Source organism: Enterobacter nematophilus (assembly GCF_026344075.1).
In the GTDB taxonomy this organism is placed as follows: domain Bacteria; phylum Pseudomonadota; class Gammaproteobacteria; order Enterobacterales; family Enterobacteriaceae; genus Enterobacter; species Enterobacter nematophilus.
In genome coordinates this window covers 368,687-385,911 of the sequence record NZ_JAPKNE010000001.1, presented here as the reverse complement: position 1 = coordinate 385,911, position 17,225 = coordinate 368,687, and the positions used below count along the sequence as shown (strand labels likewise).

The window sequence follows — 17,225 nt, the reverse complement described above, 5'->3', positions numbered from 1 at the left end:
GGCATCCTTATGAATAAAAAGAATAAGCCTGGAAGAGAACCGGTATGTTTGCCTTAAGGATAACCTGAAAGTGAAAGCCGGGTGGCGGCTACGCCTTACCCGGCCTACAAAACCCACTCTTTTGCAAGACTTTCAATTTATTGATATGTAAATGAAATAAAAAATATCTCATCACAAACTTGGACAAATAACGTTAATTGTGTAAGTTTTAATTATGCGATTACGCCACGTTGTTTACAGCCAGGATGTGACCCATGAGCACTTTGCCCTCTGTCGTGAGTCGGTTTATTGAGTACTACGTCGCACTGGATAGCCAGCCGCCGTCCGCGCTGGTCGGGCTTTACCATTCGAATGCCACCCTTATCGATCCGTTCGGCGAGCACGACGGTATCTTCGCGCTTCAGCGCTATTTCACCCATCTGCTGGCCAATGTCGAGAAGTGCCGTTTTACCATCGATCCGCCGCTGTGCAGCGGGAACCGGTTCGTTGTCACCTGGGTAATGCACTGGTCGCATCCGCGCATTGCCGGAGGCGAGCCGCTTGAACTGCCTGGATGTTCGGTGGTGGACACCGAAAACGATCTCATCACGCGCCAGCGGGACTTCTACGATGCGGGAGAGATGATCTACGAACACCTCCCTCTGCTGGGCTGGGCGGTACGCGGCGTGAAGCGGAGGGTCAAATCATGAAGACGGTGCTGATTACCGGCGCAAGCTCGGGCATTGGCGCGGGGCTGGCGAAGTCCTTTGCCGCTGACGGCTACCACGTGATTGCCTGCGGGCGCGATCCGGCGCGGCTTGAAGCGCTGCATCAGACCTGCCCCAATCTCTCCGTTCGCCTGTTCGATATGACAGACAGGGACGCCTGTCGCCAGGCGCTGAGCGGCGTTTACGCCGATCTGGTTATTCTCTGCGCCGGTACCTGCGAATATCTCGACGGCGGCGTGGTGGATGCGGCGCTGGTGGAGCGGGTCATGAACACCAATTTTCTCGGGCCGGTGAACTGTCTGGCCGCGCTGCAGCCGCAGCTGGCTGCCGGCAACCGCGTGGTGCTGGTGAGCTCGATGGCCCACTGGCTTCCCTTCCCGCGGGCAGAGGCCTACGGCGCGTCCAAAGCGGCGCTGAGCTGGTTTGCCGACAGTCTGCGCCTGGACTGGGAGCCAAAGGGGATTGCCGTGACGGTCGTCTCTCCGGGCTTTGTCGACACGCCGCTGACGCGCAAAAACGATTTCGCCATGCCGGGCAGGGTGAGCGTCGACGAGGCGGTCAAGGCGATCCGTACCGGGCTGGCGAAAGGCAAAATGCATATCGCGTTTCCGGCCGGGTTTGGCCTTATTTTGCGGCTGCTCTCCGGGCTGCCCGCGTTTCTGCAGCGCGCGCTGCTGCGCAGGATGGTGCGCTCATGAACATTGCAATTATCGGCAGCGGCATCGCCGGGCTGACCTGCGCCTGGCGCCTGGCAGGGCACCATCAGGTCACCCTGTTTGAAGCGGGCGCCACCCCCGGCGGCCATACCGCGACGGTTGACGTCTCAACACCTCAGGGCACATACGCGATCGATACCGGGTTTATCGTCTACAACGACCGCACCTACCCGCGTTTTATGGGCCTGCTCAGCGAGCTCGGCATCAGCGGGCAAAAAACGCAGATGAGCTTTTCGGTGCACAACCCCGAGACCGGGCTTGAGTATAACGGCCACACCCTGACGTCGCTGTTTGCCCAGCGCAGAAACCTGGTGAATCCGGCGTTCTGGCGGCTGCTCGGTGACATCGTCCGCTTTAACCGCCTGGCGAAACAGGCGCTTGAAGGAGAGGTCGACCCGAACGCCACGCTGCAGACGTTTCTGGACCAGCACGGCTTCACGCCGTTTTTTGCGCGCCACTACATTCTGCCGATGGGGGCCGCCATCTGGTCGTCGTCGCTGCAGGAGATAAAGCGCTTCCCGCTGCCGCTCTTCCTGCGCTTCTTTCACCATCACGGCCTGCTGGATATCACCCATCGCCCGCAGTGGTACGTGGTGCCGGGCGGCTCGCGGGAGTATATCCGCGCCATGCTCGACAAGCTGGGCGACCGTCTGAAACTGCATCTTAATTCACCGGTGCAGCGCGTGAGCCGCCACGAGCGCGGCGTTACGCTTCAGCTCGAAAACGGCAGCCAGGGTTTCGACCAGGTAATTTTTGCCTGCCACTCCGCTAGTGCCCTGGCGATGCTGGAGGATCCTACGCCCGCGGAGCGCGAAGTGCTGGGCGATATCGGCTGGCAGCGCAACGAGGTTGTTTTGCACAACGATCCGCGCTGGCTGCCGGTGCGGAAGCGCGCGTGGGCGAGCTGGAACTACCGCCTGAGCGCCCAGGAGCAGGCCAGCGCCTGCGTCACCTACAACATGAACATTCTTCAGGGTCTGCCTGCGGCCAGCCCGCTGTTCTGCGTCACCCTGAACCCGGACGCGCCGGTGGATGAACGCTTCGTCCTGCAACGCTTTGTCTATGAGCATCCGCTGTTTAACCCGCAAAGCTGGCGGGCCCAGGCGCGCCGCGGCGAGATCAACGGTCATCACCGGAGCTGGTTCTGCGGCGCTTACTGGTACAACGGTTTTCATGAAGACGGCGTGCGCAGCGCGCTGGACGTGGTCAATGAAATCACCGCCGGGGAGGGGAACTGAGATGAACAGCTGCCTCTATCACGGCGTATTGCGCCACCGCCGCCTTCAGCCGAAAACCCACGAATTCAGCTACGACGTTTTTATGGCCTGGCTGGATCTCGATGAGCTGCCGCTGCTGGCGCCCGTCGGCGTGCGGCGCAACCGCTTTGCCGCCGCCTCGTTCTATGACGCGGACTATCCGCTCGGCACGCCGCTTAAAGAGAACGTGCTGAACAGGCTGGAGAGCCTGACCGGGGAACGTCCGGAGGGGCGGGTCATGCTTCTGACGCAGCTGCGCTATTTCGGGTTCCATTTCAATCCGGTCAACTTTTACTACTGCTATGACCAGGAAAATACGCTTCGCTGGGTGCTGGCGGAGGTGCGCAACACGCCGTGGAACGAGCGCCACTATTACGCGGTCGACGGGCAAAATGCCGAGCCTACGGAGAAAGCGTTTCACGTTTCCCCCTTCAACCCGATGGACATGATCTACCACTGGCGCTTCAACAACCCGGACAACACGCTGCATATGCACATTGAAAATCATCAGGAGGCGAAGGTCTTTGACGCCACGCTGGCCCTGCGGCGGGAGCCTCTGACCCGCCCGGCGCTGCGCTCGCTGCTGCTGCGCATCCCGCTGATGACCCTGAAAACCGTTTTCGCCATTTACTGGCAGGCGCTGAGGCTGTGGATCAAGCGCGTGCCGCTGTATAACCATCCCGTCAGCAGGAGTGAACGCTCATGACCGATCCCGTCTTTGCGCTAGAACCCGATATCCCGCGCAACGTCCGCATTGCGCGTTGGCTGCTGTTTCGTCTGTTAAGCGGCATTCGCGGCGGCTCGCTCACCCTGCGTGAAGGGGCGCAGACCTTCCATTTTGGCGAGACATCCTCCGCGCTGCACGCAGACGTGCAGATCCTCACCCCCGGCGTCTACTGGCGCGTCTTAACGGGCGGTAGCCTGGCCGCCGCAGAAGCCTGGATGGACGGCGAATGGGAGACCGCGCAGCTTACGCCGCTTCTGCAAATCCTGGCCCTCAACGGTGAAGTGCTTGGTCGTCTGGAGAACGGGTTCCGGCTGCTCGGCCGCCCGCTGGAGCGGCTTCGCCACTGGACGCGGCGCAACTCTCGCGCCCAGGCCCGGGAAAATATTGCCGCCCATTACGATCTGGGCAACGCGTTCTATGCCCATTTTTTGGATAAGGAGCTGCTTTACTCCAGCGCGCTGTTTACCGCTGACGAGCAGGATCTTACCGTGGCGCAGCAGGCCAAAATGGCGCGCCTGTGCGACCAGCTGGCGCTAAACCCGGGTGACCACCTGCTGGAAATTGGCACCGGCTGGGGCGCGATGGCGGAATACGCCGCCCGTCACTACGGCTGTCGGGTGACCACCACCACGCTGTCGCAGGAGCAATATATCTGGGCAACCGAGCGCATCGCCCGCGCCGGGCTGCAGGATCGGGTTGAGGTACTGCTTTGCGACTATCGCGACCTCACCGGACAGTACGACAAGCTGGTCTCGATAGAGATGATTGAGGCCGTCGGGCAACGCTATCTGCCCACCTTCTTCCGTACCTGTCAGGCGCGGCTGCGCCCCGGTGGACGGATGGCGATTCAGGCCATCACCATTCAGGACCAGCGCTACCGCGACTACAGCAAAAGCGTCGATTTTATCCAGCGTTACATTTTCCCGGGCGGCTTCCTGCCGAGCATTACGGCGATGAACGAGCTGATGACGCGCCACACCGATTTCGTGGTGCGCAATCTTTTCGACATGGGGCCGGACTACGCCCGGACGCTGGCCCACTGGCGGCAGCGCTTTGTCCACGCCTGGCAGGAGATTGAAAAGCTCGGCTTTGATGAACGGTTCCGCCGCATGTGGCTGTACTACTTCGGCTACTGCGAAGCCGGGTTTAACGCCCGCACCATCAGCGTGGTGCAGCTGACCGCCGAGCGCGTATGAGACGTTACCTTCAGGTCTTTCTGCTGGCCGTCGCGTTCGATCTCTACTGGGCGCTGGTGGTGCTGTTTCGCGAACAGGGCCTGATTATCTGGCTCGGGCTGGCGATCCTGGCGTGCCTGTTATTGCCGTCGGCATACCGTCTGTACGCCATTGGGCTGGCCGCGGCGGGCAGCCTGCTGGATGCGCTCTGGGCGTTGACGGGGCTGATTGCCTTCACGGGCGACGCTCTGATGCCGCTATGGATGGTGGCGTTGTGGCTGATGTTCGCCGTGGTCTGGACGCAGCTTGCGCGCACCACCACGTTACCCGGCTGGCTGCTGACCCTGCTGGCGGCCGTGGGAGGCCCGGTGGCCTACCTGATTGGCGAGCGGCTGGGCGCCATCACGTTTCTGGAGCCGACCTTTATCGTCGTTAGCTGGATGGCGCCGGGCTGGCTGGTGTTGATGCTGTTTTTCCACCTGCTGATGGGGAGACAAAAATGAGAGCTGCGGTTCTGCTGCTTTGGCTGACGCTGGCTGTTCCCGGCGCCCAGGCCGCCGACTGGCTGGACTGGCGTAAGGTGGGCGACGCCACGCTGACCTGGGGGCCGTTCACGGTCTATACCTCCCAGCTCCGCACGCCGGATGGCCGTTACGGCCGGGACGATCGGGATCAGGCGCTGATTATTACCTACGCGCGCGACATAGATCGAGATGAACTGGTTGAGGCGACCCGCGACCAGTGGCAGGCGCTGGGGATCCTGGCACAGGAACCGGAAAGTGAAGCCTGGCTAAGGATGCTCCAGTCCCTGTGGCCGGATGTACGACCGGGCGCGCAGCTGGCGTTTGTTCTCAACGATAAGCAGGGGCAGTTCTGGTACCGCGCGTCGGCGGCGCAAACATCCTTTATTCCGCTCGGGCCGCGTCAGTCGGAAGCGTTCAGCACCCGCTTTCTGGCCATCTGGCTCGATCCCCGTACGCAATATCCTGAGCTGCGTCAGCAGCTAATCGGAGGCCAAAAATGAAACGAATCCTGACGCTGGCGCTGGCATTCACGATGCTGCTGGCGGGCTGTAGCACGGAGGTGGCCGAGTATCGCCAGCAGCAGCCGCGGCTTGATATCTTCCACTACTTCCAGGGCAAAACCGAAGCGTGGGGCATGGTGCAGGATCGCAGCGGCAAGCAGATCCGCCGTTTCCACGTTGAAATTGCCGGGGACGTTATCGGCGATACGCTGACGCTGAACGAGCACTTCGTGTACGACGACGGCGAGAAGCAGCAGCGGGTCTGGCACATTCGCCGCGTGGGGAACGACCGCTACGAGGGAACGGCAGGAGATATTGAAGGCGTTGCCACCGGGCAGGCCGCAGGCAACGCCTTTAACTGGCATTACAGCATGAACGTGAAGGCCAACGGCAAAACCTGGCTGCTGAACTTTGACGACTGGATGTACCTGCAGGATGAGACGCATCTGTTCAATAAAACCGAGATGAAGAAATTTGGCGTCACCGTCGCCACGGTGACGCTGTTCTTCACCCGGAACACACAAGCTTAGTCGCGAACATCGCCGGTTTTGCTGCTGGAGTAGATGAAGTACAGGGCAATCCCCAGGCAAACCACCGCGCCCAGACGGCTCGGTGAAAACGCAATAGCGGGATTGTTCAACCAGCCAAAGTTATCTATCAGCATGCTCATGGCGAGCTGGCCGAATATCACCGCCACCGTGGCGACGGCGGTGCCGATGCGCTGCACGGCGAGCACCATGATCACAATGTAGGGCACGCCAAACATTGCCCCGAGGAGCTGCCATTTCGGCACGTCCAGCAGCGTGACCGTCTGCTTAGGCTCAAAGAAGAAAATGAGCAGGGCGGTCACCAGCGCGCCGACGGAAAACGTCAGAAACGCGCTCTTGAAAACGCCCACGCTGCTGCCGAGCTGTCCGTTAATCGCTGCCTGTACGCTCAGCGTCGCGCCGCCGCAGACGGCCAGAAGAATCATAATCAGCGTCATTTCGTTACCCCTTCGCAACCAGTACCAGTGCGGCAATAATAAAAACCAGCGCCACGATGCGTCTTGAGTTTATCTTCCTGTGCGGCGTACCCAGCAGGCCAAAGTGGTCAATGATCAGGCTTTTAAAAACCTGACCTGCCAGAATGCCGATCATCGTCAGAGCGATGCCGATGGCGGGGGTGGCGATAGTCAGAATGACAACGTAAACAGGACCCAGCACGCCGCCGAGCAGCTGCCAGCCGGGCTGTGCGAAAAACGACGGGCTGTTGCGCGGGCTAAAAAACAGCATCAGCAGAAAGGTCAGCGCGGCGCCGACCCCGAAAATGCTGAACGTGGCCCATAAATCGCCCACTTCTCCTCCTAACGGCCCCAGCAAACCCGCCTCGACGGAAAGGCCCATCCCGCCGGCAATCACCAGTAAAATCAATATAAACTGCATCACGCTTCCTCCGTATTAAGGCGAAGAAGATTACGTCGGTAGACATGTGAGAAAAATGCCATAATGCAGGAAACACCTTTGCAGGAAATGCATTAATGTCAGATGGCGGAAGCATGAACCTTCGATCACTGCTGCTGTTTATTGCCGTCTATGAAACGCAGAACTTTTCCGTCGTGGCGCGACGGGAGGGAATTTCCGCCTCGCAGGTGTCGCGGATTATTCATCAGCTTGAGGACGCGCTCGGCCAGCAGCTGTTCTACCGCAATACCCGGGCGGTGATCCCCACGGAAAACGGGCATCTTTTCATCCGCTATGCCAGGGCGATGGTCGATAGCTTCGAAGAGGCGCGCCGGGAGCTGGATGAACGTTCGACCGAACCCTCCGGTACGGTCCGCATTAACGGGCCGGTATTTTTTGGACAGAGGCACGTTGCGCCCGGCCTGGCAGGCCTGGCCGAGCGTTATCCACGGTTAACCATAGAGCTGACGCTGACCGATGACTTTATCGACCCGCACCGGGATGCCGCCGACCTCATCTTTCGCATCGGCACGCTGACGGACTCGACGTTCCACGCCCGCATCTTCGGGCAGCAGCGCTACCACCTTGCCGCCTCGCCCGCGTATCTGCGTCAACACGGCGTGCCGGCCGACCCGGCCGAGCTGAGCCAGCATAAATGCCTGGTGTATCGCGGTTCGTCTGGCCCTAACCGCTGGCTGGTGCGGCGCAAGGGGGAGAATTGGGTGCACTATCCCGTCGCGCCGCTGATGACGTCCAACAATGCGGAGTCGCTGCTCATTGCCGCGCTGGGTGGAATGGGGATCGTCCTGTTTCCGGACTGGCTTATTGGCGACAGGCTGCAGCGGGGAGAGCTGGTTGCCCTTATGCCGGAAATGGCGTGCGCTATCAATACGGAGCCGCTCAATATTGCGGCGATCTATCCTCACGCACGTCATCCGCCCCTGAACGTCAGGGCGGTGATTGATTATTACGTGGCGTTTTTCGGCTCGCCGCCGTACTGGCAAACGTAAGGCAATTACGCGCCGAGTTCTTTACGGATAATTTCTGCGCCGGCGCTGAGCGCTTTCAGCTTGCCGTTAGCCACCTGACGGGAGAGGGGAGCCATGCCGCAGTTGGTTGACGGGTAAAGCTTGTCGGCATCGACGAACTGCAGCGCTTTACGCAGGGTGTCGGCGACCTCTTCTGGCGCTTCGACGGTGTTGGTGGCTACGTCAATCGCCCCAACCATCACCTTTTTACCGCGAATCAGCTCCAGCAGATCCATCGGTACGCGGGAGTTGTGGCACTCCAGGGAGATGATGTCGATGTTAGAGGTTTGCAGCTTAGGGAAGGCCTCTTCATACTGGCGCCATTCTGAGCCGAGCGTCTTTTTCCAGTCGGTATTGGCCTTGATGCCGTAGCCGTAGCAGATGTGTACCGCGGTTTCGCATTTCAGACCCTCAATGGCGCGTTCCAGCGCGGCGATACCCCAGTCGTTAACCTCATCGAAAAAGACGTTAAACGCTGGCTCATCAAACTGGATAATATCCACGCCCGCGGCCTCTAATTCGCGCGCTTCCTGGTTGAGGATTTTGGCGAATTCCCAGGCCAGCTTTTCGCGGCTTTTATAATGCGCGTCGTAAAGGGTGTCGATCATGGTCATCGGCCCGGGCAGGGCCCATTTTATCGGCTTGTCCGTGAGCTGGCGCAGGTACTTTGCATCGTCCACGAATACCGGCTTCTGACGCGCAACGGCAGAAACCACGGTGGGCACGCTGGCGTCATAGCGGTTACGAATGCGCACGGTCTGGCGGTTCTCAAAATCGACGCCGCTCAGGTGTTCAATAAAGGTAGTGACGAAGTGCTGGCGGGTCTGTTCCCCGTCGCTGACAATATCGATTCCCGCACGGATCTGCTCGTCCAGAGACAGGCGCAGCGCATCCTGTTTACCCGCCAGCAGTTCCTGATCCTGCAATTTCCACGGAGACCAGAGCGTTTCAGGCTGCGCAAGCCAGGTCGGCTTAGGCAGGCTGCCAGCCGTAGACGTCGGGAGCAATGTTTTCATAATAAAAGACCTTTTTTGATGAATTAAAGCGTGTAGTTATCAGACCACTGCTCGAGAATGTGTTTATAAGGCTTGATGAAATATTCTTCGGTAAATCGACCCTGTTCAATCGCCAGGCGGCTTCGCTCTTCGCGGTCATAAACAATTTTGGTTAATGAATGATCCTGCTGGTTCAGATCCGGGCGATAAAACAGTCCCGCCGCCGAGTTCGCGTTGTAAATTTCCGGGCGATAGATTTTCTGGAACGTCTCCATCGTGCTGATGGTGCCGATCAACTCCAGATCGGTGTAATTGCTCAGCAAGTCCCCGGTAAAGAAGAAAGCGAAAGGCGCCACGCTGTTCTCCGGCATGAAGTAGCGGACCTTCAGGCCCATTTTGGCGAAGTACAGTTCCGTTAACGACTCGCCGTCCGGCGCGTACTCAATGCCCAGAACGGGGTGCTGGTTACCGGTGCGGCGGTAGGTGTCTTTGCTGGAAACGCTCAGGCAAATCACCGGGCCCTTTCTGAAGTTCTCTTTGTATTCCGGCGAATTAATAAAATGGCGGAAAATGTTGCCGTGCAGTTTGCCAAACTTTTCCGGAACGCTGAAGTGCTGCTGGTTCTTATTGTGCTCCAGCAGCAGAACGCTGAAATCATAATCGCGCACGTAAGAAGAGAAGTTATTCCCGACAATGCCAGGGATGCGCTGGTTATTTTTCTTGTCGACAATGTACGTCTGCAAAACCTCAATGGCCGGGAACGGCTTTTCCGCGCCTATGTTCAGGTCGACGGAGATGATTTCAAGCTCAACCGCGTAGCGATCGGCGGTTGGGTTATCCCAGCACGCCAGGGCGTTAAAGCGGTTGTTGATCATCACCAGCGTATTGCGCAGGTTTTCCTGACGTTTTTCCCCACGCGCCAGGTTGGCAAAGTTGGTGGTCGTACGCGTATTTTCAGACGGGTTGTAATTCTCATCGAAGCAACTGCGCTTAAGGGTATATGTGAAAGCTTTGCTCATTGTGGTTATGCATCCTAAGTTCATGTTGCTAAGAAGTTACCAATGCATAATTTATGCCTGAGCCCGCGGCGCAGGGGAAGTGACTTAATTTCAATGCAACATGAGCGAAGTTCATGATGCTGATCACATTTTCCGACCGCGTCAGGTCATCATGAATTTTTTAGCGAAACAGACGGCTTCTTGCCTGCCGATGTAGGGTCCGTAGTTGTCTATAACGCTGTAGCCATTCCGCTCATAGAAGTTCACGGCGCGCCTATTCACTTTTCGTGTTTCAAGCCAGATTTCTCCGTAGCCTAAACGTTGCGCAGAGGCTTCAAGGAAAGCCAGTAAAGCCTGTCCAATACCGGGTTCGCTTCTGTCGGAGTACATTCGCTTAAGCTCCGCAATCTGTTCGGATAGCGGGCGCAATGCCCCACATCCCACGGCATCACCATTATCATTCTTAGCGACAACCCACAGTGTGCGTTCGGCCATCATGGCGTCGACGTTAAAATGTCGCGTACCGCGATCCCCTGTAATAGCCGCCAGTTCAGATGAAAGATTATCAATGAGACGTTGGGATTCAGGCGCGTGGAGGTCGGCTGCTTTAATCGTTATCATGGATGTTTCCGGTGTGCTTTATTTGGCAGCAGCCAAATTATCAGACAGTTAAAGTGAGTTGTCCTATGTTTTACTTATGTTTCGGCACGGGCTTAATGTCGGTATAATCCCCAAAATTTCCAACCGGTTTAGAAACGATCATGACAAAACTCACCTTACAAGAGCAGATGCTGAAAGCGGGCTTAGTCAGCAGCAAAAAAGCGGCGAAAGTGCAGCGCACGGCAAAGAAATCACGCGTTCAGGCGCGTGAAGCTCGGGAAGCGGTAGAAGAGAACAAGAAGGCGCAGATCGAGCGCGACAAGCTGCTGAGCGAGCAGCAGAAGCAGGCAGTGCTCGCGAAAGAGTTTAAAGCGCAGGTGAAGCAGCTGATCGAGATGAACCGCATCACCGTGGCGAAGGGCAACATCACCTTTAACTTCACCGACGGCAATCTGATCAAAAAAATTGAGGTCGACAAGCAGACGCAAACTCAGCTTATCAACGGCCGTCTGGCCATTGCGCGCCTGGTGCTCAATGCAAACGGCGACTGTGAATACGCGATCATTCCGGCGGTGGTGGCCGATAAAATTGCCCAGCGCGATGCCGACAGCATCGTGTTAAACAGCGCGCTCAGTCAGGAAGAGCAGGACGAAGACGATCCGTACGCGGACTTCAAAATCCCTGATGATTTGATGTGGTAAACCGCGTTCAGAACGGGGCGGCGTGGCGGGCGTTAACCGGCTCTCCGCTCACGGGATGAATAAAATTCAACTCGCTTGCGTGCAGCATCAGCCGGGACGTTCCCTCGGTCCCCAGCGCTTCAAGACCGCCATACAGATCGCAGCCCAGAATAGGGTGCCCCAGCTGCTGGCAGTGGATGCGCAGCTGGTGGGTTCGCCCGGTCTCCGGTATCAGTTTCACACGCGTTAACGGTAGCCCCGTCCCCTGATAAAACCGTTCCACCACCCGATAGCGGGAGCGGGCGGGTTTACCGTTGACGGCGCAGATCGACATCAGCGGGAACAGCGCCGGGTCTTTGGCAATGGGCGCGTCTATGACTCCCTCATCGTTTTCCAGATGTCCGCAAAGCAGGGCGCTGTAAACTTTCTCCACGCTGCGCTGGCTGAACTGCTGGCAGAGCGCCGCGTTGATGGGTTTATTGCGCGCAACCACCATCAGCCCTGACGTGCCGAAATCCAGACGATGTACCAGCGTGCAGCCGGGGAACGTCTGGACCAGACGATAATGGACGGAATCGAGGTTTTGCGGGTTTTTGCCCGAGAGGCTAAGCAGGCCGGAAGGCTTATTAATCAGCAGCAGATGTTCATCCTGCCAGAGGATCTCAATGTCGTCGTGACACGGTGGGGCAATAAAAGAATCGATAATCGCAGACATCAGGCCGCCCGGCTGGAGAGTGGGTGCGGATGATAGCGAAATGCGGGGAAAAGAAAAACCCTCCCACCGGGCGGTGAGAGGGCAAAATCTTACGCTGCGACCAGGCTGTCGATGGCGGCTTTTGCGTCGGTCTGCGCTTTGGTCGCCACTTCCGGACCGTAAGCGATACCTTCAGCGAACACGAAGTTCACGTCGGTGATGCCGATGAAGCCCAGGAACAGGCTCAGGTACGGCGCAACCAGGTCAGTTGGGGTATCTTTATGAATACCGCCACGGCTGGTCAGGACGATCGCGCGCTTGCCTTTCACCAGACCTTCAGGGCCGTTCTCGGTGTAGCGGAAGGTTACGCCAGCGCGCGCCACCAGGTCGAAGTAGTTCTTCAACTGGGTAGGAATGTTGAAGTTGTACATTGGGGCGTTGATGACGATAACGTCGTGCGCCTGCAGCTCAGCAATCAGCTCGTCGGACAGGGCCAGGGCTTCCTGCTGACGCGGGGACAGCGGTGCATCGCTCGGGCGCAGCGCGCCAACCAGCTCGCCGTCCAGGACAGGAATTGGGTTTGCTGCCAGGTCACGCACGGTGATTTCGTCTGCAGAATGCTGTTCACGCCACTGCTCAACGAAGTAATCAGACAGCTGACCAGACTGAGAGTACCCTGCCAGAATGCTGGATTTCAAAACTAATACTTTGCTCATGGGTGATTCCTGTTGTTGCATTTGATTGAAGGGGGTTGCCCCGTTGCTTGTTGACACTTTATTCACAATCCTGCCACAGAGATAGCGCAATATATCGAAGCCTATGTTCGAATTTTTTGAATAAGGCGCTAAAAGCGTCAATGTGGTACTCTATAGCAATCATTAAAAAGAGATTTTACCCGGCAGAGCACTGCCCGTTAACGCTATGACAGAACAACCAAAAATCACCTTCCCGATGCTCCTGCAACAGCTTGATTCCCTGATGCTGCGCGATAAACAGCGGTTTTCCCGCCGGCTGCACGGCGTGAAGAAGGTTAAAAATCCTGATGCACAACAGGCCATTTTCCAGGAGATGGCGAAAGAGATTGAACAGGCGGCAGGGAAGGTTGTGCTGCGCGAAGCCGCACGCCCGGCAATTACCTACCCGGAAAACCTGCCCGTCAGCCAGAAGAAACAGGATATCCTTGAGGCCGTACGCGACCACCAGGTGGTGATTGTCGCCGGGGAAACCGGCTCGGGGAAAACCACCCAGCTACCGAAAATCTGCATGGAGCTGGGGCGCGGGCTAAAAGGGCTGATTGGCCACACCCAGCCGCGTCGTCTGGCGGCGCGCACCGTGGCGAACCGTATCGCCGAAGAGCTGCAGACGGAGCCGGGCGGCTGCATCGGTTACAAGGTGCGCTTCAGCGACCACGTCAGCGACAACACCATGGTCAAGCTGATGACGGACGGTATCCTGCTGGCGGAAATCCAGCAGGACCGCCTGCTGATGCAGTACGACACCATCATCATTGACGAAGCGCACGAGCGCAGCCTGAACATCGACTTCCTGCTCGGCTACCTGAAAGAGCTGCTGCCGCGTCGTCCGGATCTGAAAATCATCATCACCTCCGCGACCATCGACCCGGAGCGCTTCTCGAAGCATTTCAACAATGCGCCGATTATTGAAGTCTCGGGCCGCACCTATCCGGTTGAAGTGCGCTATCGCCCGATTGTGGAAGAGGCGGACGATACCGAGCGCGATCAGCTGCAGGCCATCTTCGACGCCGTCGACGAGCTGGGCAACGAGAGCGCGGGGGACATCCTGATCTTCATGAGCGGCGAGCGCGAAATTCGCGACACCGCCGATGCGCTCAGCAAGCGCGACCTGCGCCACACCGAGATCCTGCCGCTTTACGCGCGTCTGTCGAACAGCGAGCAGAACCGCGTGTTCCAGCCGCACGGCGGGCGCCGCATCGTGCTGGCGACCAACGTGGCGGAAACCTCGCTGACCGTGCCGGGCATCAAATACGTGATCGACCCGGGCACGGCGCGCATCAGCCGCTACAGCTACCGCACCAAGGTTCAGCGCCTGCCGATTGAGCCGGTCTCCCAGGCTTCCGCTAACCAGCGTAAGGGCCGCTGCGGCCGCGTGTCGGAAGGGATCTGTATTCGTCTCTATTCGGAAGACGATTTCCTCTCGCGTCCGGAATTCACCGACCCGGAAATCCTTCGCACCAACCTGGCGTCCGTTATCCTGCAGATGACCGCGCTGGGGCTGGGAGACATCGCGGCGTTCCCGTTCGTCGAAGCGCCGGATAAGCGCAACATTCAGGACGGCGTGCGCCTGCTGGAAGAGCTCGGCGCCATTACCACCGACGAGCAGGCTAGCATCTATAAGCTGACGCCGCTGGGCCGCCAGCTCAGCCAGCTGCCGGTCGACCCGCGCCTGGCGCGCATGGTGCTGGAAGCGCAAAAGCACGGCTGCGTGCGCGAGGCGATGATTATCACCTCGGCGCTCTCCATTCAGGACCCGCGCGAGCGTCCGATGGACAAGCAGCAGGCGTCGGACGAAAAGCACCGTCGCTTCCACGACAAAGAGTCCGATTTCCTCGCCTTCGTGAACCTGTGGAACTACCTCGGCGAGCAGCAGAAAGCGCTCTCCTCGAACCAGTTCCGCCGCCAGTGTCGCGTGGATTTCCTCAACTACCTGCGCGTGCGCGAATGGCAGGATATCTACACCCAGCTGCGCCAGGTGGTGAAAGAGCTGGGCATTCCGGTGAACAGTGAACCGGCAGAATACCGCGAAATTCACATCGCGCTGCTGACCGGCCTGCTGTCCCATATCGGGATGAAGGATGCGGACAAGCAGGAATATACCGGCGCGCGTAACGCCCGCTTCTCCATCTTCCCGGGTTCCGGCCTGTTCAAGAAGCCGCCGAAGTGGACCATGGTCGCGGAGCTGGTGGAAACAAGCCGCCTGTGGGGACGCATTGCCGCGCGTATCGACCCGGAATGGGTTGAGCCGGTGGCTCAGCACCTGCTGAAACGCTCGTACAGTGAGCCGCACTGGGAGCGCGCGCAGGGCGCGGTGATGGCAACCGAGAAAGTGACCGTTTACGGCCTGCCGGTGGTCGCCGCGCGCAAGGTCAACTACAGCCAGATTGACCCGGCGCTCAGCCGCGAGCTGTTTATCCGCCACGCGCTGGTGGAGGGGGACTGGCAGACGCGTCACGCCTTCTTCCGTGAAAACCTGAAGCTGCGCGCCGAGGTCGAGGAGCTTGAGCACAAATCTCGCCGTCGCGACATCCTGGTGGACGATGAGGCGCTGTTTGAGTTTTACGACCAGCGCATCAGCCATGATGTTATCTCTGCCCGCCACTTCGACAGCTGGTGGAAGAAGGCCAGCAAAGAGACGCCGGACCTGCTCAACTTCGAAAAGAGCATGCTGATTAAAGAGGGGGCGGAGTCGGTCAGCAAGCTCGACTACCCGAACTTCTGGCATCAGGGCAACCTCAAGCTGCGTCTGACCTACCAGTTTGAACCGGGCACCGACGCGGACGGCGTGACCGTGCACATTCCGCTGCCGCTGCTGAACCAGGTCGACGAGGGCGGCTTTGAGTGGCAAATCCCCGGCCTGCGCCGCGAGCTGGTGATTGCGCTGATCAAATCCCTGCCGAAACCGGTGCGCCGAAACTTTGTGCCTGCGCCGAACTACGCGGAAGCGTTTTTAGGCCGCGTCACGCCGCTGGAACTGCCGCTGCTGGACGCGCTGGAGCGTGAGTTCCGCCGCATGACCGGCACCACCATCGACCGCGAAGACTGGAACTGGGATCAGGTGCCCGATCACCTGAAAATCAGCTTCCGCGTGGTGGATGATAAAAACAAAAAGCTGCTGGAAGGGCGTTCGCTTAGCGAGCTGAAAGAGGCGCTGAAGGGGAAAGTTCAGGAGACGCTTTCTGCGGTAGCGGACGACGGCATCGAGCAGAGCGGGCTGCACATCTGGAGCTTTGGTCTGCTTCCGGAAAGTTACGAGCAGAAGCGGGGCAACTATAAGGTCAAAGCCTGGCCGGCGCTGGTGGACGAGCGCGACAGCGTGGCGATTAAGCTTTTTGATAACCCGCAGGAACAGCAGCAGATGATGTGGCGCGGGCTGCGCCGCCTGCTGCTGCTCAACATCCCGTCGCCAATCAAGTATCTGCACGAGAAGCTGCCGAACAAAGCCAAGCTGGGGCTCTACTTTAACCCGTACGGCAAGGTGCTGGATCTGATTGACGACTGCATCTCATGCGGGGTGGACAAGCTGATCCACGAGGCGGGCGGTCCGGTCTGGACGGAAGAAGGTTTTGCGAAGCTGCATGACAAGGTTCGCGCCGAGCTGAACGACACCGTGGTCGAGATTGCCAAACAGGTCGAGCAGATCCTCACCGCCGTGTTCAATATCAACAAGCGCCTGAAGGGGCGCGTGGATATGACCATGGCGCTGGGGCTGTCGGACGTGAAGGCGCAGATGGCGGGGCTGGTGTACCGCGGTTTTGTGACCGGCAACGGTTTTAAGCGCCTGGGCGATACGCTGCGCTATCTGCAGGCGATTGAAAAACGTCTGGAGAAAATGGCTATCGATCCGCACCGCGACCGCGCGCAGATGCTGAAAGTGGAGAGCGTGCAGCAGGCGTGGCAGCAGTGGCTGAACAAGCTGCCGCCGGCACGTCGCGAGGATGAAGATGTGCAGGAGATCCGCTGGATGATCGAGGAACTGCGCGTGAGCTTCTTTGCTCAGCAGCTCGGTACGCCGTATCCGATTTCGGATAAGCGTATTCTGCAGGCGATGGAGCAGATCTCCGGTTAAAACCCGGTTTTCTCCCTCTCCCTGTGGGCTGAGGAATCCCCAGTAATTTATAAGCAGAAGCAATAACGTTGTTTCAGAACGACTAAAGGCTTTCAGCGACGCCCTGGTCCGGCTGTAAATCGCCGAAGCGTTTCCGTAAGGCCGGGGCGAGGCGCAGGGATGCGCCGAGAGGGCGTGGCCTGCAGGGATGCAGGCTCATGCCCGACCCGATAGCCTGAAGGAATAAGCTGAGGGCACCGCGAAGCGGCGATTTACCGCCGGGAGCCCGGGTTGCCAGGGCGGTGGCGATTGAGCCGCCATGGCACGTTCACCGAAACAGCATTTACAGAGTAGCAAGGAACATAAAGTGAACGGAATGA

General features: G+C 58.6%; 18 protein-coding genes. 11 read left to right on the top strand and 7 right to left on the bottom strand.

Annotation, left to right across the window (positions count from 1 at the left end; genetic code table 11):
• Window positions 1–254 precede the first annotated feature (254 nt).
• The 8 genes from OSH03_RS01755 to OSH03_RS01720 are packed head-to-tail and all read left to right on the top strand — an operon-like array spanning window position 255 to window position 6,135.
• Window positions 255–689 carry a nuclear transport factor 2 family protein gene (locus OSH03_RS01755; protein WP_266178094.1) on the top strand — a complete coding sequence of 145 codons (435 nt, stop codon included), beginning with the start codon at window positions 255–257 and terminating at the stop codon, window positions 687–689.
• Complete coding sequence (locus OSH03_RS01750) at window positions 686–1,405, top strand: SDR family NAD(P)-dependent oxidoreductase (RefSeq protein ID WP_266178093.1); 720 nt, start codon at window positions 686–688, stop codon at window positions 1,403–1,405. The genes OSH03_RS01755 and OSH03_RS01750 overlap by 4 nt, the downstream gene beginning before the upstream one ends.
• On the top strand, window positions 1,402–2,661 hold the full coding sequence (locus OSH03_RS01745) for an NAD(P)/FAD-dependent oxidoreductase (protein ID WP_266178092.1): 1,260 nt from the start codon (window positions 1,402–1,404) through the stop codon (window positions 2,659–2,661). Before OSH03_RS01750 ends, OSH03_RS01745 begins: the two co-directional genes overlap by 4 nt.
• Window position 2,662: 1 nt before the next feature.
• A complete protein-coding gene (locus OSH03_RS01740; RefSeq protein ID WP_266178091.1) occupies window positions 2,663–3,385 on the top strand; it encodes a DUF1365 domain-containing protein in 723 nt (240 codons plus the stop codon).
• Window positions 3,382–4,602 (top strand): SAM-dependent methyltransferase, encoded by a 1,221-nt coding sequence (locus tag OSH03_RS01735; protein WP_266178090.1) that lies wholly within the window; start codon window positions 3,382–3,384, stop codon window positions 4,600–4,602. The genes OSH03_RS01740 and OSH03_RS01735 overlap by 4 nt, the downstream gene beginning before the upstream one ends.
• Window positions 4,599–5,084: a DUF2878 domain-containing protein gene (locus OSH03_RS01730; RefSeq protein ID WP_266178089.1), complete on the top strand. Its 486-nt coding sequence runs from the start codon at window positions 4,599–4,601 to the stop codon at window positions 5,082–5,084. The genes OSH03_RS01735 and OSH03_RS01730 overlap by 4 nt, the downstream gene beginning before the upstream one ends.
• Window positions 5,081–5,605 carry a hypothetical protein gene (locus tag OSH03_RS01725; protein ID WP_266178088.1) on the top strand — a complete coding sequence of 175 codons (525 nt, stop codon included), beginning with the start codon at window positions 5,081–5,083 and terminating at the stop codon, window positions 5,603–5,605. Before OSH03_RS01730 ends, OSH03_RS01725 begins: the two co-directional genes overlap by 4 nt.
• Entirely contained in the window at window positions 5,602–6,135 is a 534-nt protein-coding gene (locus tag OSH03_RS01720; protein WP_266178087.1) for a DUF3833 domain-containing protein, read from the top strand. The genes OSH03_RS01725 and OSH03_RS01720 overlap by 4 nt, the downstream gene beginning before the upstream one ends.
• Here the strand turns inward: OSH03_RS01720 and OSH03_RS01715 are convergent.
• Together OSH03_RS01715 and OSH03_RS01710 are read right to left on the bottom strand one after the other, a co-directional pair.
• The gene (locus OSH03_RS01715; RefSeq protein WP_266178086.1) at window positions 6,132–6,590 is read right to left on the bottom strand and encodes a DMT family transporter; all 459 of its coding nucleotides are present in this window, start codon (window positions 6,588–6,590) and stop codon (window positions 6,132–6,134) included. The two genes, OSH03_RS01720 and OSH03_RS01715, sit on opposite strands and share 4 nt — an antisense overlap.
• Before the next feature lie 4 nt (window positions 6,591–6,594).
• On the bottom strand, window positions 6,595–7,029 hold the full coding sequence (locus OSH03_RS01710; protein WP_266178085.1) for a DMT family transporter: 435 nt from the start codon (window positions 7,027–7,029) through the stop codon (window positions 6,595–6,597).
• Between the two features lie 95 nt (window positions 7,030–7,124).
• On the opposite strand from OSH03_RS01710, the gene OSH03_RS01705 reads away from it, so the two are divergent.
• Entirely contained in the window at window positions 7,125–8,057 is a 933-nt protein-coding gene (locus OSH03_RS01705; protein WP_266178084.1) for a LysR family transcriptional regulator, read from the top strand.
• A gap of 5 nt (window positions 8,058–8,062) precedes the next feature.
• On the opposite strand, the gene OSH03_RS01700 is transcribed toward OSH03_RS01705, so the two are convergent.
• The 3 genes from OSH03_RS01700 to OSH03_RS01690 form a co-directional block, all read right to left on the bottom strand.
• Window positions 8,063–9,091, bottom strand: coding sequence for a methionine synthase (locus OSH03_RS01700; protein ID WP_061098288.1), 1,029 nt, complete (start codon window positions 9,089–9,091; stop codon window positions 8,063–8,065).
• A 23-nt stretch (window positions 9,092–9,114) separates the two neighbouring features.
• The gene (locus tag OSH03_RS01695; protein WP_266178083.1) at window positions 9,115–10,089 is read right to left on the bottom strand and encodes a DUF1852 domain-containing protein; all 975 of its coding nucleotides are present in this window, start codon (window positions 10,087–10,089) and stop codon (window positions 9,115–9,117) included.
• A 141-nt stretch (window positions 10,090–10,230) separates the two neighbouring features.
• Complete coding sequence (locus tag OSH03_RS01690; protein ID WP_266178082.1) at window positions 10,231–10,689, bottom strand: GNAT family N-acetyltransferase; 459 nt, start codon at window positions 10,687–10,689, stop codon at window positions 10,231–10,233.
• Window positions 10,690–10,829: 140 nt separating this feature from the next.
• On the opposite strand from OSH03_RS01690, the gene OSH03_RS01685 reads away from it, so the two are divergent.
• Window positions 10,830–11,369 (top strand): DUF2058 domain-containing protein, encoded by a 540-nt coding sequence (locus OSH03_RS01685; protein ID WP_028013071.1) that lies wholly within the window; start codon window positions 10,830–10,832, stop codon window positions 11,367–11,369.
• 7 nt (window positions 11,370–11,376) lie between these two features.
• On the opposite strand, the gene OSH03_RS01680 is transcribed toward OSH03_RS01685, so the two are convergent.
• Window positions 11,377–12,063, bottom strand: coding sequence for an RluA family pseudouridine synthase (locus tag OSH03_RS01680; protein WP_266178081.1), 687 nt, complete (start codon window positions 12,061–12,063; stop codon window positions 11,377–11,379).
• Window positions 12,064–12,152: 89 nt separating this feature from the next.
• Window positions 12,153–12,758: an FMN-dependent NADH-azoreductase gene (gene azoR, locus OSH03_RS01675; RefSeq protein WP_008502313.1), complete on the bottom strand. Its 606-nt coding sequence runs from the start codon at window positions 12,756–12,758 to the stop codon at window positions 12,153–12,155.
• A gap of 205 nt (window positions 12,759–12,963) precedes the next feature.
• Here azoR and hrpA point away from each other — a divergent pair, with 205 nt between their 5' ends.
• Window positions 12,964–16,866 carry an ATP-dependent RNA helicase HrpA gene (gene hrpA, locus OSH03_RS01670; RefSeq protein WP_266178080.1) on the top strand — a complete coding sequence of 1,301 codons (3,903 nt, stop codon included), beginning with the start codon at window positions 12,964–12,966 and terminating at the stop codon, window positions 16,864–16,866.
• Window positions 16,867–17,225 lie beyond the last annotated feature (359 nt).

What these genes read in the sequence shown, in the direction of transcription:
- hrpA (WP_266178080.1), top strand. Translation starts at nt 12,964, where the DNA reads ATGACAGAACAACCAAAAATCACCTTCCCGATGCTCCTGCAACAGCTT.
- OSH03_RS01700 (WP_061098288.1), bottom strand. Translation starts at nt 9,091, where the DNA reads ATGAAAACATTGCTCCCGACGTCTACGGCTGGCAGCCTGCCTAAGCCG.
- OSH03_RS01720 (WP_266178087.1), top strand. Translation starts at nt 5,602, where the DNA reads ATGAAACGAATCCTGACGCTGGCGCTGGCATTCACGATGCTGCTGGCG.
- OSH03_RS01715 (WP_266178086.1), bottom strand. Translation starts at nt 6,590, where the DNA reads ATGACGCTGATTATGATTCTTCTGGCCGTCTGCGGCGGCGCGACGCTG.
- OSH03_RS01750 (WP_266178093.1), top strand. Translation starts at nt 686, where the DNA reads ATGAAGACGGTGCTGATTACCGGCGCAAGCTCGGGCATTGGCGCGGGG.
- OSH03_RS01705 (WP_266178084.1), top strand. Translation starts at nt 7,125, where the DNA reads ATGTCAGATGGCGGAAGCATGAACCTTCGATCACTGCTGCTGTTTATT.
- OSH03_RS01735 (WP_266178090.1), top strand. Translation starts at nt 3,382, where the DNA reads ATGACCGATCCCGTCTTTGCGCTAGAACCCGATATCCCGCGCAACGTC.
- OSH03_RS01745 (WP_266178092.1), top strand. Translation starts at nt 1,402, where the DNA reads ATGAACATTGCAATTATCGGCAGCGGCATCGCCGGGCTGACCTGCGCC.
- OSH03_RS01725 (WP_266178088.1), top strand. Translation starts at nt 5,081, where the DNA reads ATGAGAGCTGCGGTTCTGCTGCTTTGGCTGACGCTGGCTGTTCCCGGC.
- azoR (WP_008502313.1), bottom strand. Translation starts at nt 12,758, where the DNA reads ATGAGCAAAGTATTAGTTTTGAAATCCAGCATTCTGGCAGGGTACTCT.
- OSH03_RS01695 (WP_266178083.1), bottom strand. Translation starts at nt 10,089, where the DNA reads ATGAGCAAAGCTTTCACATATACCCTTAAGCGCAGTTGCTTCGATGAG.
- OSH03_RS01730 (WP_266178089.1), top strand. Translation starts at nt 4,599, where the DNA reads ATGAGACGTTACCTTCAGGTCTTTCTGCTGGCCGTCGCGTTCGATCTC.
- OSH03_RS01755 (WP_266178094.1), top strand. Translation starts at nt 255, where the DNA reads ATGAGCACTTTGCCCTCTGTCGTGAGTCGGTTTATTGAGTACTACGTC.
- OSH03_RS01680 (WP_266178081.1), bottom strand. Translation starts at nt 12,063, where the DNA reads ATGTCTGCGATTATCGATTCTTTTATTGCCCCACCGTGTCACGACGAC.
- OSH03_RS01685 (WP_028013071.1), top strand. Translation starts at nt 10,830, where the DNA reads ATGACAAAACTCACCTTACAAGAGCAGATGCTGAAAGCGGGCTTAGTC.
- OSH03_RS01740 (WP_266178091.1), top strand. Translation starts at nt 2,663, where the DNA reads ATGAACAGCTGCCTCTATCACGGCGTATTGCGCCACCGCCGCCTTCAG.
- OSH03_RS01710 (WP_266178085.1), bottom strand. Translation starts at nt 7,029, where the DNA reads ATGCAGTTTATATTGATTTTACTGGTGATTGCCGGCGGGATGGGCCTT.
- OSH03_RS01690 (WP_266178082.1), bottom strand. Translation starts at nt 10,689, where the DNA reads ATGATAACGATTAAAGCAGCCGACCTCCACGCGCCTGAATCCCAACGT.